This is a genomic window from Parvibaculum sp. (genome assembly GCF_002684405.1).
GTDB lineage: Bacteria > Pseudomonadota > Alphaproteobacteria > Parvibaculales > Parvibaculaceae > Parvibaculum.
On sequence record NZ_NYVD01000158.1, the window covers coordinates 1 to 16,383 of the forward strand.

General features: G+C 60.4%; 14 protein-coding genes and 1 pseudogene. 8 read left to right on the forward strand and 7 right to left on the reverse strand.

The genetic code is table 11. From position 1 onward, the window contains the following. Window positions 1–30: 30 nt before the first annotated feature. The 6 genes and pseudogenes from puuE to uraD all read right to left on the reverse strand — a co-directional run. A pseudogene (gene puuE / locus CMI59_RS14715) lies at window positions 31–924 on the reverse strand (allantoinase PuuE); the annotation flags it as partial. Continuing rightward, window positions 921–2,180: an alanine--glyoxylate aminotransferase family protein gene (locus CMI59_RS14720; protein WP_293328989.1), complete on the reverse strand. Its 1,260-nt coding sequence runs from the start codon at window positions 2,178–2,180 to the stop codon at window positions 921–923. The gene CMI59_RS14720 and the pseudogene puuE, both read right to left, overlap by 4 nt. Then, window positions 2,180–3,457, reverse strand: a complete 1,278-nt coding sequence (locus CMI59_RS14725) for an allantoate amidohydrolase (RefSeq protein ID WP_293328990.1) — start codon at window positions 3,455–3,457, stop codon at window positions 2,180–2,182. Before CMI59_RS14725 ends, CMI59_RS14720 begins: the two co-directional genes overlap by 1 nt. A 10-nt stretch (window positions 3,458–3,467) precedes the next feature. Then, window positions 3,468–3,815 carry a hydroxyisourate hydrolase gene (gene uraH / locus CMI59_RS14730; protein ID WP_293328991.1) on the reverse strand — a complete coding sequence of 116 codons (348 nt, stop codon included), beginning with the start codon at window positions 3,813–3,815 and terminating at the stop codon, window positions 3,468–3,470. Next, the gene (locus CMI59_RS14735) at window positions 3,812–5,281 is read right to left on the reverse strand and encodes an NAD(P)/FAD-dependent oxidoreductase (RefSeq protein WP_293328992.1); all 1,470 of its coding nucleotides are present in this window, start codon (window positions 5,279–5,281) and stop codon (window positions 3,812–3,814) included. Before CMI59_RS14735 ends, uraH begins: the two co-directional genes overlap by 4 nt. Beyond that, window positions 5,278–5,784, reverse strand: a complete 507-nt coding sequence (gene uraD, locus CMI59_RS14740) for a 2-oxo-4-hydroxy-4-carboxy-5-ureidoimidazoline decarboxylase (RefSeq protein ID WP_293328993.1) — start codon at window positions 5,782–5,784, stop codon at window positions 5,278–5,280. Before uraD ends, CMI59_RS14735 begins: the two co-directional genes overlap by 4 nt. A gap of 413 nt (window positions 5,785–6,197) precedes the next feature. On the opposite strand from uraD, the gene CMI59_RS14745 reads away from it, so the two are divergent. From CMI59_RS14745 to CMI59_RS14760, 4 genes are all read left to right on the forward strand, one after another. Next, the gene (locus CMI59_RS14745; protein ID WP_293328994.1) at window positions 6,198–8,519 is read left to right on the forward strand and encodes a TonB-dependent receptor; all 2,322 of its coding nucleotides are present in this window, start codon (window positions 6,198–6,200) and stop codon (window positions 8,517–8,519) included. 99 nt (window positions 8,520–8,618) lie between these two features. Beyond that, a complete protein-coding gene (locus tag CMI59_RS14750) occupies window positions 8,619–9,623 on the forward strand; it encodes an ABC transporter substrate-binding protein (RefSeq protein ID WP_293328995.1) in 1,005 nt (334 codons plus the stop codon). Window positions 9,624–9,664: 41 nt separating this feature from the next. Then, window positions 9,665–11,023, forward strand: coding sequence for an FAD-binding oxidoreductase (locus CMI59_RS14755; protein WP_293328996.1), 1,359 nt, complete (start codon window positions 9,665–9,667; stop codon window positions 11,021–11,023). A gap of 8 nt (window positions 11,024–11,031) precedes the next feature. Beyond that, entirely contained in the window at window positions 11,032–11,565 is a 534-nt protein-coding gene (locus CMI59_RS14760; protein WP_293328997.1) for a deaminase, read from the forward strand. A 59-nt stretch (window positions 11,566–11,624) separates the two neighbouring features. Here the strand turns inward: CMI59_RS14760 and CMI59_RS14765 are convergent, their stop codons facing one another. Beyond that, window positions 11,625–12,029, reverse strand: a complete 405-nt coding sequence (locus CMI59_RS14765) for a VOC family protein (protein WP_293328998.1) — start codon at window positions 12,027–12,029, stop codon at window positions 11,625–11,627. A gap of 339 nt (window positions 12,030–12,368) precedes the next feature. Between CMI59_RS14765 and CMI59_RS14770 the strand changes: the two genes are divergently transcribed. From CMI59_RS14770 to CMI59_RS14785, 4 genes are all read left to right on the forward strand, one after another. Then, entirely contained in the window at window positions 12,369–13,103 is a 735-nt protein-coding gene (locus CMI59_RS14770; protein WP_293328999.1) for a GntR family transcriptional regulator, read from the forward strand. A 485-nt stretch (window positions 13,104–13,588) separates the two neighbouring features. After that, window positions 13,589–13,777, forward strand: coding sequence for a DUF4089 domain-containing protein (locus tag CMI59_RS14775; RefSeq protein ID WP_293329000.1), 189 nt, complete (start codon window positions 13,589–13,591; stop codon window positions 13,775–13,777). Next, a complete protein-coding gene (locus CMI59_RS14780) occupies window positions 13,774–15,207 on the forward strand; it encodes an AtzE family amidohydrolase (RefSeq protein WP_293329001.1) in 1,434 nt (477 codons plus the stop codon). The genes CMI59_RS14775 and CMI59_RS14780 overlap by 4 nt, the downstream gene beginning before the upstream one ends. Next, window positions 15,200–16,219: a 2-oxoglutarate and iron-dependent oxygenase domain-containing protein gene (locus CMI59_RS14785; RefSeq protein WP_293329002.1), complete on the forward strand. Its 1,020-nt coding sequence runs from the start codon at window positions 15,200–15,202 to the stop codon at window positions 16,217–16,219. Before CMI59_RS14780 ends, CMI59_RS14785 begins: the two co-directional genes overlap by 8 nt. The last annotated feature ends 164 nt before the right edge of the window (window positions 16,220–16,383 follow it).

Genomic DNA, 16,383 nt, shown 5'->3' on the forward strand with positions numbered 1-16,383 from the left:
CTGAGAGCGCTGGCGTCAGGTGCCATAGGGATGGGTTGCGAGCCAGTGTCGCGCAATGTCGATACGGCGCGCCACCCACACCTTGTCATGCCCCGTCACATAGTCGAGGAAGCGCGCAACCGCCGCCGCGCGCGCGGGCTTGCCGGCGACGCGGGCATGCAGCCCCACCGACATCATTTTCGGCTGCGTCTCGCCTTCGGCATAGAGCATGTCGAAATTGTCCTTCAGATAGGCGAAGAACTGATCGCCCGAGTTGAAGCCTTGCGGCGCGACGAAGCGCATATCGTTGGTGTCCAGCGTATAGGGCACGATGAGCTGCGGCTTGCCCTGCGCGGTATCGTAATAGGGAAGGTCGTCGGCATAGGAATCGGCGTCATAGACGAAGCCGCCTTCCTCGACGACGAGCCGCGCTGTATTGGGGCTTGTGCGGCCCTGATACCAGCCGAGCGGGCGCGACCCGGTGACGCGCGTGTGAAGCTCGACCGCCCGCGCGATATGCTCGCGCTCGATGTCCTCGGGCACGAACTGGTAGTTGATCCAGCGATAGCCATGCGAAGCGATCTCCCAATCGGCTCTCAGCATCGCCTCGACCGCGTCGGGATTGCGCTCCATCGCCATGGCGACCCCATAGACGGTGAGCGGCAGGTTCCGCTCGGTGAAAAGCCGGTGCAGTCGCCAGAAACCGGCGCGGGAGCCGTATTCGTAAAGGCTCTCCATGGACATGTGCCGCATGTTGAAGATCGGTGGCGTACCGATCATTTCCGACAGGAAGGATTCCGATGAATCGTCGCCGTGAAGAATGCAGTTTTCCGCACCCTCCTCATAGTTGAGGACGAACTGGAGCGCGATGCGCGCCCCGCCGGGCCATTTGGCATCCGGAGGCGTTGCGCCATAGCCGACAAGGTCACGGGGATAGGCAGTCATGACGTGGTCTCTCCGGCAGTTCGTTCGCTTGCTTGGTAGGCGGCGCGCGCCGCGTCGACGGCGGCGCCGGAGGTCACGGGAAAGCCGGTGCCGCGCAGCACCGCTTCCAGCGCGCCGAGCGTGATGAGCACATTGTGCTTGCGGCAGTTGTACCCCATGGCGCCGATGCGCCAGATGCGTCCCTGCAAGGGGCCGAAGGAGCTGCCGATCTCGATCTCGAAATCCTGTCGCATGCGCGCGCGCACTGTTTCGCCATCGATCCCGTCGGGGATCGCGATGCCGGTCACATTGCTCATCCTGTGGTTCGGGTCACCAAAGAGAGTAAGGCCCATTGCCTCCAGTCCTGCGACCATGGCGCGGCTGGCAAGTGCGTGACGGGCCTGGCGGGCGGCAAGACCTTCCTGCAGCACGATGCGCGCACATTCGCGCGCCGCATACAGCATGGAGGTTGCCTCTGTGTGATGGTTGAGTCGCTTTTCCGACCAGTAATCCATGATCATGGCGAGGTCGAAATAGTTGGAGGCGATCCGCACACCGTTTGCCGCGGCGGCGCCGTCGGGCGCGATGCCTTTTTCGATGTGACGACGGGAAAAGATGCACTCCGCCGCGTGATCGGAAATGGTGATGGGCGAACTCCCCGACGGTCCCCCCAGACATTTCTGCAGGCCCGCCGTGGCGATATCGATGCCGAGCCGGTCCACCGGCAGCGGCATGCCCCCGAGTGTCGCCGTCGCATCGACATAAAGGAGCGCATCATATCTGCGGCAGATGTCGCTTATGCCCTCGAGAGGCTGGGCGATGGTGGTCGAGGTGTCGCCATGCACGCAGGCGACGAGACGCGGTTTGACCCTGGCGACCGCTTCCTCGATGGCGTCGAGCGGCACGGTGTGGCCCCATTCGGCGGGAACCGGTGTCACTTCCGCGCCGCAACGTTGCGCGATCTCGGTGAGCAGCAGGCCGAAGCGCCCGAAATCCGGCACCACGACGCGATCACCCGGCTCGAGGACGGAGACCAGCGCGGCCTCGATACCCGCCCGCGACGTGCCGTCGATGAGAAAGGTCCATCGGTTTTCCGTTTCGAAGACCTGGCGATAAAGCGCCATGGTTTCGTTCATATAGGTCGTGAACTCGGGATCGAACTGGCCGAGAAGCGGCGCCGACATGGCGCGCAACACGCGCGGATGCGCATTGACGGGCCCCGGCCCCATCAAAAGGCGCGAGGGAGGATCCAGTTCGTCGAAAAGGGGATCGGGCATTACGCAGTACTCGCTTCAAGGCGGTCGATAAATCGGAGCATGGCCTCGACGGCCAGATCGGCATCCGCCGGATCGACGGCTTCGGCCGGATTGTGACTGATGCCGCCCGCGCACCGGATAAAAAGCATGGCCATGGGCGCAATCGCCGCGAGCGCGGCGGCGTCGTGTCCGGCACCGCTTGCCAGGCGAAACGGAGGAAGCCCCATCTCGCCAAGTGCCTCTTCGAGCAAACCGGAAAGCGCCGGATCGCAGGGACTCGGCGGCAAATCCTGCAATTGCTCGAATTCGACACCGACATTTCGCCGGGCCGCGATATCGGCGATGCACGACATCATGTGTCGTGCCATCTCGTCGCGCAGTGTTCCGTCGAGTGCGCGAATGTCGAGCGACATGCCTGTCTCACCGGCAATGACATTCGCTGCGCCGGGTTTTGCATCGATAGAGCCCACCGTGGCGACCGCGCCATGGACGGCCTGCTGCCGTGCCATTTCCTCGATCGCTAGAATGGCCTCCGCCGCGCAGGCTAGCGCGTCCTGCCGCAGGCCCATCGGCGTGGTGCCGGCATGACCCGCGGTGCCGGTGAAGCTGACGCGGAAGCGAAGCTGTGCCGCGATGCCGGTGACGACGCCAAGAGCGAGGTCTTCCGCTTCGAGTTGCGGGCCCTGCTCGATATGAGCTTCGAGATAGGCAAGGACGCTCTCGGGTGCGCGGGCCGTTCCGGACATGCTTGAGGGATCGAGGCCGAAACGCTCCAGGGCGTCGGCAAGCATCACGCCGTCTTCGTCTTCCAGTGCAGCGATGGACGCATAGTCGGAAATAAGGCCGGCCATGGCGCGACTGCCGATCATGGCGGAAGGAAAGCGCGATCCTTCCTCGTCGCCGAATGCGACCAGTTCGATGGCGAAGGGAAGACGACGCTTCGCGGCGGCGAGCTGTTCGATACAGGAAAGGCCGAGCATGACGCCGAGCGCGCCGTCATAGCGGCCCGCATCGCGCACCGTGTCGATATGAGAGCCGATTACGAGAGCGGGTGCGCCCGCTGTGTTGCCTTCATACCGTCCGATGAGGTTGCCGAGCGGATCGAGCGTCACGGACATGTCGGCTTTTCGCATCCACCGCTGAAGGCTCGCTATGGCGGCGGGATGGGCAGGCGTCAGAAAGCGGCGCGTCAGCATCGCCGGGGTTTCGCTATAGGGCGGCTTGCCGAAGATGTCGCAGCGGGCAACAGCGCGGGCACCGGGGGACAAGACTTCTATGTTGGAGAGGGCCGTTTCCATGCTGGTATGCCTAGCCGCCCCGATAGGTCGAGTAGCCATAGGGGCTGAGGATCAGGGGCACATGATAATGCGCCGTGCCATCCGCGATGCCGAAGCGGATCGGGATTTCGTCAAAGAAGGGCGGCTCGGGAAGGTCGAGCCCGTTTTCTCTCTGGTATTCGGCGACAAGGAAAACGATTTCGTAGAGTCCGGATTCCAGTGTCGGGCTTTCTACGAGCGTTGCCCGCCCGTCATCGCCAAGCGTGAAATGGCGTGGCCCGAGCGGGTCGGGCGAAAGCCTGCGCAGGGTCATGTGAAGTCCCGCAGCGGGCATGCCGCGCGCCGTGTCGAGGACATGGGTGGTGAGCTTGCCAGTCATGCCCCCAGGAACTCCTCTGTATCGTAAGCGAAGTACTCATCGAGAATGACGCCTCGGTCATCCATGAAGAGCTGGTTCGTCACGCCCTCGATGAGGCGCGGCATGGCGAATTTCATGCCGGACAAGGCCGATGCCGACAGGCCGAGGCTTGCCAGCGCCGAATAGTTGAATGCGAAAAGACCGTGTATGCGCGCGGCGCCTTCCGCCGTTCGCGGCGTGAACTCGAAACCCGGCCCCAGATAGGGATGCTTGTCGATCAACGCATTGTCTTCGCCGTCCGGCGGTGTGTATCGGTCGTGCCAGCGGGCGATGTCGTCGGCGACGGCGGAAAGTTCTTCCCTGAGAGCGACGTCGGTGAGAAGGCCCGTGCTCAGGATGATGAAGTCGAACAGAAACTCGCCCTTCGGTGTGACGACGCGCACGCCGTCTGCGATTTCCTCGACATGCGTCCAGGGCGAGCCGAGATGCAGGTGGAAGTCGGAAAAGGCGGCGGCGCGATTATAGGTATCGTTGGTCGGCGGCTGATTGTGCTGCAGGAAAAAAGAGATGCCCGCATATTTCGTTGCATCGTCCAGCGTGGCGAAATGCCGGAGGAAACCCGCATTCTCCATATAGCGAATGGGATTGATGCGCGGTATGCGCTCGCGCCGGATAAAGACATGCGCCTCCCCGACGCCCGCTTCCAGCGCATATTGCGCATTGTCGAACGCGGAGGCGCCGCCGCCCAGTATGCCGATCTTTTTGCCCTTGAGCGTGCCGAAGTCGATTTGCTCGGAAGTGTGAGCGTAGCGCGCGGGCGGGACGGCGCTCTTTATGAACGCCGGCACATGCCATTCGCCACCGCCCTGGATGCCGGTGGCGAACACGACTTTCCGCGCAAGAATTGGCGGTATGGATGAGGCTGCGTCCGTTTTCACCTCGAAGAGGCCGGGTTCCAACGGCTCGACGAGCCGGACTTTCAGGGAGTTGCGGACGGGAATATCCAGTACACGCCGGAACCAGCGTAGATAGCGCATCCACTCTTCCCTGGGAATTTTGCCGAGGGCTTCCCAGCCCTCGGCGCCGAATTGCGCTTCCCACCAGGCCCGAAAGGTGAGCGAGGGGACACCCAGATCGGGCCCGGTGAGATGCTTCGGCGTGCGCAATGTGACCATACGCGCATAGGTGACCCACGGGCCTTCCAGCCCTTCGGGGTTTTCATCGACGACAAGAATGTTGCCGACCTTTTCGCGCATCAGGCCGAAGGCGGCGGCGAGACCGCACTGCCCGCCGCCCACGATGACGACGTCATAGACATGCCTGCCTGAACGATGGGTGTGCGGTCTCACCCATTCCCGCGCAGGATAATCCAGCATTTCCAGATCGTGGCGGACCTGTGCCGACAGCCGCGTTAGTGCACCGGCGGCTTCCGGCGTCGGGGCATCGGTAAAAGCCATCTTTGCATCGACCCTGTCGATCTCACTCATTGACCCAGCAACTCCGTCAATCTTAGTTGGGCGATCAGCCCGATCTGCTTTAACGCTTCCTGCCTTTCGGCGGCCGGCTCGCAGAGCAGGCGCCGCTCGAACTCGGCGAGGATCGTCTCTTTGGTATTGAGACGGACGCAAATGATGAATGGCATGCCGAAGCGCGACCGGTAGGCACCGTTCAGCTTGTGAAAGCGTTGGAATTCCTCAGGCGACAGTGCGTCTAGCCCCGCGCTTGCCTGTTCGCGTTGGGAGGCGGCTGTGAGGTCGCGGCTTAGGGCAAGCTTTCCCGCCAGATCCGGATGCGCGTCGATCAGGGCGAATTGCGCTTCGTCGCCTGCGTCGGCCACCACCCGCATGAAGGCATCGTGGAGGTCTGAAAGAGTATCGAAGGGACGTTCTTTCCAGGCTGCGGCGGCGATCCAGGGTGAGTGTTCGAAGACGCCGCCAAGGGTGTCGACGAACCCTTCTTCATCCAACGCATTCAACTCCGACAAGGTCATACCGGGTGGGTCCTGTGCACATTGGCCGCCGGAATAAGGGGCCTGTCAGGCCTAGAGCAATGCCCGTGCCAGCAAAAACGGCCGAAAATGTACACAAAAAGACGGCGTGAGCAGGTTTTTGGCTAAAAATTGGTCATAAATATTTTTCGCATGTGCAATATGTATGCAATTCGGGCGTCGCGCGAAAAAAGGCTTTTCGAAAAAATCCGCACAATACCGCGATCTTTGGAAGCGATCGCAACTGGCATGGATTTGGCAATTGTATGCAATCGAGCCCCGGGGGGCTCGTGGTTCAGTTGTGCGTGCGAAGTGCGGCAAACGATCTCGCCAGGGCGAGCTGCGCGTTCCGGAAGGGCGTGTCGCGATTAGTCGTTGCCACTAGTCCGTACAGTAACAGTTTGGAGTAGAGCAACATGACGAATAGTAAAGCGTGGGCCTGCCGGCTTGCTTTGCTCATGGGGACGGCGTCGGTGCTTGTGCTGGCGAGCGCGGGAGCGAGAGCAGAGGAAACGGCGGCGGAGACGGACGAAGCCGTCGCAACCCTGGATGATACGCAAGGCGGCGCAGAGTACGGCGAAGTCGTCGTGACCGCAGACAAGCGCGAAGTGTCGCTTCAAAAGGCACCGGCCGCCATTACCGCCTTGCCGGCGGAAGCGCTCGAACAGGCGAATATCAAGAGTGCGGTCGATCTGAACGGCGTCGTGCCCGGCTTGACCGTGACACCGAATGAAGGCTGGTCGCGCGTGGTAGCCATTCGCGGCGTCGGATACGAGACGGCGCAGAACTCGATTGCCCAGCCTTCGGTCGCCTTCCATGTCGACGGGATCTATATCGTCAATCCGGTTGCGCTTCAGCAGAGCTTTCTCGACGTCAATCGTGTCGAAGTGCAGCGCGGTCCGCAGGGAACCGTTTACGGTCAGAACTCGGTGGGCGGCACACTGAATGTCGTCACCAACAAGCCCAACCTTTACGATTACAGCGGCAATCTGAGCGCGGCTTATGGCACCTACAACCTCACCGACACGATCGCGACCTTCAATGTGCCGTTGGTTGAAGGCGAGCTTGCCGTCAGGGGCACCTTCGAGCACATGCAGCATGACGGTTTTGCCGAGTCGGTCGCGCTGGGCGGTTACGACCTCGACGACGCCAACAATACGACCGGTCGCGCGGAAGTTCTCTGGTCGCCGAACGATCGTTTCTCGGCCACATTCCTTTCGCAGATCTACGATTCCAATACGAATGACGCTGCGCTGAAGAACATTCTCGATCCCGAGCCGGATCCCCGCAAGCTGACGCAGGATTATCCCGGCTGGATGAAGACGCGCCAGTATATCGAAGCGCTGACGCTGAATTATGATTTCGACTGGGCGTCGCTGAAGTCGATCACGAGCTATCAGAACGCCGCATGGCACGCCGCCTTCGACAATGACCGGCTCGATCTCGCTCACTACCCGACCGGGCACGACATCATGCCGTTCACGGGACAGACCAATGTGAGCTGGACCCAGGAAGTCAATCTGACCTCGCCGACCTCGGCCGACACGTCTCTCGACTGGATCGTCGGTGCCTTCTATCTCTACACGTCCAACAAGTCGCGCGTCGTGGAGTACTACAACACGGCTCCCAACCAGCCGACGCCCGACATCACCGAGATGCCGCCCGGCGGATTGCCGTCGAACTGGGGGTATGGCGTACAGGCCGTCACGACCCGGAGGTCATATTCGGGATACGGTCAGGGGACCTATCACTTCACGGATGCGCTGCGGTTCACGGCGGGCGCACGTTTCACGCATGACGAAGTGGAAGGCTGGTCGCTCTCCAATTTCGGCGCTTACGGCCCGGCATCGACCGCGAGCACGGTCGGCAACGAGCTTACCGGCAAGGTGGCGCTGGAATACGACCTGACCGACGACAATATGCTCTATGCGAGCTGGTCGCGCGGTTTCAAGCCGGGCGGTACCAACCTCAACTCGAACCCGACGCTTGTCGAGAAGACGTTCGAGTCGGAAACGGTCGACTCCATTGAGGTCGGGTCGAAGAACAGGTTCTTCGGCAATGCGCTGACGGCGAACTTTGCCGCCTTCCACTATGACTACAAGAACTTTCAGTTCATCAGCGACGACCCGGTGCCTTACCAGGGCGGCGTTGCGAACATTCCGAAGTCCGAAGTATATGGCGCGGAAGCCGAATTCGGTGCGCGTCTGCCCTACAATCTCCGTCTGGACGGCAACGCGACGGTGCTCCACAGCGAAGTCACATCGGACTTCTACACGCTGGACAGCGTGGCGGCCAACAATGCGGCGGCGGCCTCCGGTTGTTCCCCCTTCGACTATTCTTGTCTGACCTACTACCGCGGTCTTGCGATCAAGAACATCAAGGGTAACGAACTTCCCAAGACGCCGTCCTTCGCGGGCTCTTTGGCGTTGACGCACACCTATGGCTTCAACGATGGCGGCACCTTCACCTCCCGCGTCCAGTATGTCTACCAGGGTGACTTCATCTACCGCGTCTTCAACAGCAGTAGCCTGGACAGCATCGACGGCTACGGGTTGTGGAACCTCTACTTCGACTATATGCCGCCGGCCGGCGACTGGAAGTTCTCGCTGACGGCGACGAATGTCTTCGACAATGACGCAGTCGTCTCCCGCTTCACCAATTCCTTCGGTATCGGGACGACGGCCAGTCAATACGTACCTCCGCGTCAGGTGATTGCTCGCGTGAGCTATTCGTTCTGATGCGTCAGGGCCGCCGCGTATGCCATTGTAGAGTACGGCATGCGCGGCGGTTGTCGCCGCCATGAAACGGTGATTGGAAAGATGTGGGAGCGTGATGAAATGTCAGGCACGATGATCGGTATACGTGGATTCATTATGCTCGCGGCGATGGCGGTTTTCGTCGCGTCGTCGTCGTCGGCTGGCGCGGCCGACCGGATTCGGCTCGGCCTGAGCTGGCTTCCCCAGGCGGAATATGGCGGTTTCTATCAGGCCAAGGCTGACGGGATTTACGAACGTTACGGGCTCGACGTCGAAATCGATCCGGGCAGTCCGCAGAAAAATCTAGGTCAGCTGCTGGCTGCGGGGGCCTATGACGTGGTGCTGGGCAACTCCTCCATTGTCTTCAATGCGAATGCCGTGGGGCTGGAGTTTGTCACTGCCGCGGCCTTCTTCCAGAAGGAGCCGACCATTCTGTTCGCGCATGACGACCCGGAGATCGAAACCATAGCAGACCTGAAAGGGCATCCGGCGGCGATCACCAATCTGAGCGTCATGTCCTTCTGGCCGACATTGAAGAAGAAATACGGTTTCACCGACGATCAGATCAGGCCGTATCCCTATAGCTATGCCTTCTTCCTTTCCAATGAGAAGGCCGTGCAGCAGGGGTTTTTGACGAACGATGTCGGGCAGTTGAAGCGTGAGGGGATCGAGGTCAAGACGTTCCTGCTGGCCGACAACGGATACAATCCCTACGGCAACACCGTCATCGCCACACGCAAATTCGCCGAAGAGAACGCCGATGTGCTGCAAAGGTTCATCACGGCGACAAGCGAGGGGTGGAAGGCGTTCCTTCACGGGGATTCGTCCGGGGCCGAAGCGCTGATCCTGGCCGGCAATCAGGACTACACGCCCGAGACCTTCGAGGATGCAAAGCAGGCGATCCTGGAAAGCGGAATAGTTGAAGGTGGAGATGCCGAAACCGGTGGCATCGGCACGATGACGGATGCGCGCTGGAAGGAGTTCTTTCAGACCGAGGTCGAAGCGGGAAACATCCCGGACTCCTTCGACTACAAAAGCGCCTACACGCTGGACTTCGTTCACCCCGACAAGCTGACGAAGCCCTGAAGGTAAACCCGGGTCTTGTTTCTATAAGTTGAGGTAGAGTTATGCATGAAGATTTCAGGGCCGCCCTTGGCGACATTCCGGTCATCGACGATGAAGTGGGGATCAAGAGGAAGAGCCGGGACTTTTTTTGGTACAGTCCCATTCTCTTCGAGCAGCTGCGCGACAAGACCGCGGAACTCGTGGTTTGCCCGCGAGACGAAAAGGACGTCATCACGGTGGCGTCCGCCTGTGCGCGTTACGGGGTGCCGTTGACGCCGCGTGGAGGCGGCACGGGCAATTACGGTCAGTCCATGCCGTTCGAAGGCGGCATCGTGCTCGACATGATGGGGCTCGATCAGCTGCAATGGGTGAAAGACGGCGTCGCGCGCGTTCAGGCGGGCAAGCTTCTTTATGACCTCGACCAGGAATTATGGGCCCAGGGCAAGGAACTGCGTATGTTCCCATCCACCAAGAAGACGGCGACGATCGGCGGGCACATCTGTGGTGGCGCGGGCGGTCTCGGATCGCTGACCTGGGGTTTCCTTGACGATCGCGGCAATGTTGTGGGTGCCCGCATTGTGACGCTGGAAGAAGAGCCGCGCATCATCGAGCTGCGTGGCAATGACACCGATCTCATCAATCGCAGCTTCGGGACGACGGGCATCGTGGTGGAGCTGGAACTGCCGGTAGAAAACCGCACGCATTGGCGCGACATGATCGTCGCATTCGACGATTTCATATCCGCTGTTCAATTTGCACAAGAGTTCACTGCGAGCCCGGGAATCGCGAAGTATGCATGCGCCGTGGTCGATTCAACGATTACGCCCTATTTCGTCCACTTCGCCAAAGTCATTCCCGAGGGAAAGCCCGTCGTCCTTCTGATGGTCGCCCCCTCCGGCGTCATCCCGACCGCCGAGATCGCCGCCGGGCATAGCGGTACGATTGTCTATGAGGAAGACATGGCGGAGGGAGAAAGCAATCCCGCCAAAGAGCCCGTTTACGAATATTGCTGGAACCACACCACGCTCCAGGTGCTGAAGCATGATCGCAGCGTGACCTATATCCAGACGGTCTTCCCCTCCGAAACCATGTACCGGGATATCGAAGCCCTGCGTGAGCTTTTCGGCGATGAAGTGCTGTGGCATCTCGAATTCATTCGAGCCGGCTCCGACATCGCATGCACCGGCGCGTCGGTGGTGCGCTACACCACGGCGGACCGGTTGGAAGAGGTCATGTCGCTCCACGAAAAGCAGGGCGTTACCGTCGTCAATCCGCATGTTTCCAATCTGGAAGATGGCGCGCGCGACGTCGTGTCGTATCGAGACCGGGCGGAATTCAAACTTGGCATCGATCCTTACGGTCTTCTCAATCCCGGCAAGATGCGCGACTACACGCCGGCCAAGATTCGCCAGGCGGGGTGATGCTGTCGATGACGGTTCCCAAGGATATGCAGGCCCCGCAAGTGGATATCTCGACGATTCCCATGGAGGTGCATGAGCGCTACATGCGCCTCGCCATTGAGGAAGGCATGCGCAATCCGATGTGGCCTTTCGGTGCGGTCATCGTTGATCCGGCAAGCGACCGCACCGTTGCGACGGGTGCCAATGAAGCAACCGACAATCCGATTTTTCACGGCGAAATCGTTGCCCTGAACAATTTCGTGCGGGCGCATGGCGCTGATAGCCGGAAGAACGAAATCGGTAATATCGAACTGAGCGACAAGGTTCTTTACAGCACGGCGGAACCTTGTCCGATGTGTATGTCGGCTTTGATCTGGGCGGGGGTCGGCGGCGTCGTATTCGGCATCGGGATCCATCGGCTGAGAGAACTCGGTATGGACCAGATCATGATCGAGGCATCGCAAATATGTGCGCACGCTCCTTTCTATGGCGGGAAGGTTTTGGGCGGCGTGCTTATCGGTGACAATGACGATCTGTTCGCAAACAGGCCGACAAGTATATGAGGGTGAAACGGTCGAAAGACGGTGGATGCGAGCTTCGCCGGACAGCGCGGCGGCGGGGGTCAGTCTTTCCGCCACTGTGCCAGGTCGGGGCTGTCGGTGTCGTAGCGGATCGCCTGCAGGTCGAGCCCTTCGCCATCCGTCATCATGACGGTATAGGCCTTCGCGGCGGCAAGCTCCGCCGGTCCGAATTTGGTAGACCATCCGAGCCGGTCGAGCATGGCGCCGGCACCGTCGACATCTTCGCTGAGAAAGGCAATGTGCAGGAAGCGGGGTGCCTTGTCGTCGACGGATTCGACGATCTCGATTTTCATGCCCGTGCCGTCGCCGAGCATGGCGAGGCGTTGCCCGTTCCCCGTCTTGCCGTGGCGAATAACCCGCAGGGCCCCGGTGCCGGTCAATTGGTTGATGCGCCCGTCGAAATCTTCGACGGCGATGGCGATGTGATCGATCTTTCCGAATTGCATGGCTCACTCCAACAGGGTTTTCTCGTGTGTCGTGAGGGAATATAGCATATAATTCGTGTAATGATGATCTTAGGGAAGCGCGAGACATCACGTTTTCGGAATTGAGCCGCTTGGCCGGAGATCCGTGTCGAGGTGTCTAAGGAGGTCCGTTGTGTTCGTAGTTGAGGGGGAGCTTGCTCTGGATGCTGTTGCGTTTAAGGTGTGACATACGGAGGTCGGTGAGGGGCTTATCGTATGAAGGTTTGTGGCGACAAGACCGATTAGTGCCCTGTGCGGCCGTTTCTGAGGTGATTTCAGGAGCAGGTTGTGAAGAAAGAGCGGTCAACGAAAGAAGCCACGATGCCTACTGAAAACGATGTTTTGCGCGTCGATTACGGTGGGCTTATCGCGCTGCCTCTGGATGGGGGTAAGAAGCGGCCTGCGAAGACGCGCGCCGAGGAACTCCGTCTTTGTATATCCGACGAAATTACCAGCGGCCGGATGCCGCCTGGAACCAGGCTCGACGAAATCCAACTGGCGGAGCGGTTCAATGTTTCCCGCACGCCGGTGCGCGAGGCATTGAAGCAGCTCAACTCCATCGGGCTTGTCGAGCGCGGTGCGCGGCGGACGATGACTGTCGCGGAAGTGTCCCCCGATCAGCTCTCCAGCCTGTTCGAGTTGATGGGTGAGTTGGAGGTATCTTGCGCGCGGCTGGCGAGCATCAAGATGACGAGCGAGGAGCGGGCGCTGCTGGAGAAGCAGCACGATGTGTGTCGCCAGCTCATGCGTGATGGAGATGCTGACGGCTATGCCAAGGCCAATGCCGTTTTTCACAGCATCATCTATTCGGGAAGCCACAATGCTTATCTCGCCGACGCCGCGCATCTCGTCCGGGTGCGTCTGTCGCCTTTCCGAAGGGCGCAGTTTCAGACCCCGGAGCGCATGGCGCGTTCCTGCGAGGAGCATGAATACATAATCCGCGCCATTTTGCGTGGCGACCAGATGACGGTGATGAACGTCATGCGCGATCATATCGCGGCGGCCCAGGGGGCTTATGTCGCCTTCGCTGCGAATGTGAAACCGGCATCCGAGTAGCCGTCCGCCTGGACCGTCCCGTCCTCCTGGGCCATCGGCCATCCATATCAGCGATTTTCCGCCGGGTGTCTGCATTGTCCTGTGGCACGGGCTGTTCGTCCCCCGTCATCGGGTGAGGGATGCTCCCCTTGCATCCATTCGATGCATAATATTTATGCAGGAAATCTCAAACTGCATACAAAATGTCGTCTCGGCGGTATCTCCGCGGCCTCACCCCGAAAAGTCGCGTTGAAAAAGCCCGGAACTCCGCCGTTTTCTGACCATCCTCCGGTAGAGGGGAAATGGCATGGGGCTTGCTATATGTACATCAACAGAAAATAGAGCGCGGCGGGACCCAATTTTACTGAATAGCGTCCCATGTCCGTGAAGTTGATAAATAAATGATGCCTTGTTGCTGAGATGTACCAAGAAATCGGTGTGCATTCGGCAGTTCGGCTGGCTTCGGGTGACGTGCAGGCCCGAAGTAATGCAGGGGTCGTCTTTACATGTCGCTCGATCGGTATCTCAATGACGCTGCCGCCATGATCGGCCTGGAGATTCCGTCCGAATATCGCGACGAGGTTCTCGTGAATCTGGAGCGGATACAGGCGATCGCGGCGCTTCTGCTGGATTGTCCCCCGGCCGCGCAATGCGACGAGGCAGCTTCCGTCTTTTGCCCGGGTGATGTCGAATGACTGTGGGTGATATGACTGCGAGCGAAATGGCGGCGGCCGTCCGAAGCGGCGGAATTTCGGCCGTGGAAATACTGAACGCCTCTTGCGAGCGGATCGGGCGGGTGGACGGCATCGTCAATGCGTTCACGGACCTGACGCCGGAGCGGGCGGCGCGCGAAGCGGAAGGCGTCGATGCCGCTATCGCGGCGGGGCGAGACCCGGGGCCGCTTGCCGGCGTGCCTTTCGCCGTCAAAAACCTTTTCGATATCGAAGGCCTGCCGACACGCGCCGGCTCGAAGATCAATCGGGATCGTCCTCCGGCCGAAGGGGATGCGTTGCTGATCCGCCGGCTTCGCGCGGCGGGCGCCGTTTTGCTCGGCGGGCTGAATATGGGCGAATACGCCTATGACTTCACGGGCGAGAACGCGCATGACGGCCCCAGCCGGAATCCGCATGACACCGCACATATGACGGGTGGATCGTCTGGTGGTAGCGGTGCGGCCGTTGCCGCCGGTATGGTGCCGCTCGCACTAGGTTCGGACACGAATGGTTCCATCCGTGTGCCCTCGGCGCTGTGCGGCGTCTTCGGATTGAAACCGACCTATGGCCGTCTACCGAGAACGGGGACCTTCCCCTTTTGCGATAGCCTGGACCATGTCGGGCCGATGGCGAGAAGCGCAAGCGATCTGGCGCTTTCCTTCGATGCGATGCAGGGATACGAAGCAAGCGATCCGGTCTGCGCAAAAAAACCGACGCGGCAAACGGTTTCATCATTGAGTGAAGGCGCGAACGGCATTCGCATTGCTGTCGCAGGCGACTATTTTGCAAGTGGCGGCGCATCGGAGGCGCATGAAGCGGTCGTTCGTGCCGCGCGCGCCCTCTCTGTCCGCCGCGAAGTTGTATTGCCTGAAGCCGCGCGAGCGCGGGGGGCCGCATTCGTCATGACGGCGAGTGAAGGCGGTTCGCTGCATCTGGATCGGTTGCGGACACGCGCCGCCGATTTCGATCCGGATACGCGCTATCGTTTCCTGGCAGGCGCGGTATTGCCCGCGCACTGGTATGTCGCCGCGCAGCGTTTCCGCCGCTGGTTTCATGAGCAATGTCTGAAACTCTTTCGTGAGGTCGACGTCATCCTCGCGCCGGCGACGCCCTGTCCGGCACCGGAGCGGGGAGAAAAATGGCTGACCGTCGGAGATCGGACGCTGCCTTTGCGCCCCAATCTCGGTGTCTTCACTCAACCGCTTTCATTTGCGGGGCTTCCCGTTGTCGTCGCGCCGCTGCATGGCGTGGCGCGGCTGCCGCTGGGCGTGCAGGTCGTTGCTGCGCCCTGGCGTGAGGATATGGCGCTGCGTGTCGCCGCGGAACTGGAAAGTCTGGGGATTGCATCGGCTCCCGTCGCGGCTTCGCTCGAGTCGGTAATAGGTGTTGAGGAGACGTCCCGCAATGGATGACTTGAAGCCGATAGATGGAGCGCCGGACGCAGCGCTTCCCCTCATCGATATTTCGATGTGGCGGTCGAAGGACCCCGAGTTCCGACGCAGGATTGCGCGGCAGGTTGATGAGGCATGCCGGGAAATCGGGTTCCTTGTCATAAAGGGGCATGGTGTTCCGGCGGAAACGATCGGGCGACTGGAACGGGTCGTGCGTAACTTCTTCTCCCTGCCGGTCGAGGAAAAGCAGGCCGTCTCCTCGCAGAACCCGGACGTCTATCGCGGTTACACGAGGATTGACTCCGCTGCGCTCGCGCGCGCCTTTAATGATGAAAAGGCCGTGCCGGATTTTCGGGAGACATTCACCGCCGGGCCTGAGGTCGCGGACAGGAACAACCCCTACTTCTTCTCCGAAGCCGGTCGTGATTTCTTTGCTGCCAACATATGGCCCGACAGGATCGAAGGCTTCCGCCCCGCCTGGGAAGATTATTACGGCGAAATGGAAAGGCTGGCCGCGGAGTTGATGTGCATTTTTGCGGTCGCGCTGGGTCTGGAAGAATCCTTCTTTGCAGACAAGATCGACCGTCACATCAGCAACATGCTGGTGTCGAACTATCCCCAACCAACTGCCCGATCAATGGCGAATGAGGTCCGGGCTGGTGCGCATACGGACTATGGAAGTCTCACCATCTTGCATGCCGAAGACAAGCCCGGCGGGCTGCAGGTGCTCGGCACCGACGGCGCTTGGAAAAACGTCCGGATCATCCCCGACGCCTTTGTCGTCAATATTGGCGACCTGATGGCCCGATGGACGAACGACCGCTGGGTTTCGACCGTCCATCGGGTCGTGAACCCGCCGGCAGACAAGGTTGACGGTAGCGACCGGCTGTCGATCGCGTTCTTTCATCAGCCAAATTATGACGCAGTCGTTGAATGCCTGCCGAGTTGTCGTGGCGCCGAGGGGGCGTCTTATGAATCGGTGAGTTCCGGAGAGCACTTGGAGATCAAGCTGCGGCAGATACAGGCGTGGTGATCCTTGGAGCCGCATAGCAAGGAGTTGATTATTTGAGTTCGCTGGATTTTCGGGAAGGCCATCCTGGATCGAGCCGCGTTGTTGGGCTGGCGATTGTGCTGGGGCTGCATGTCGTGCTGCTGGCGGCGCTTGTCTTCGGGCTGGGCAGCAAGGATGAGGAAGAA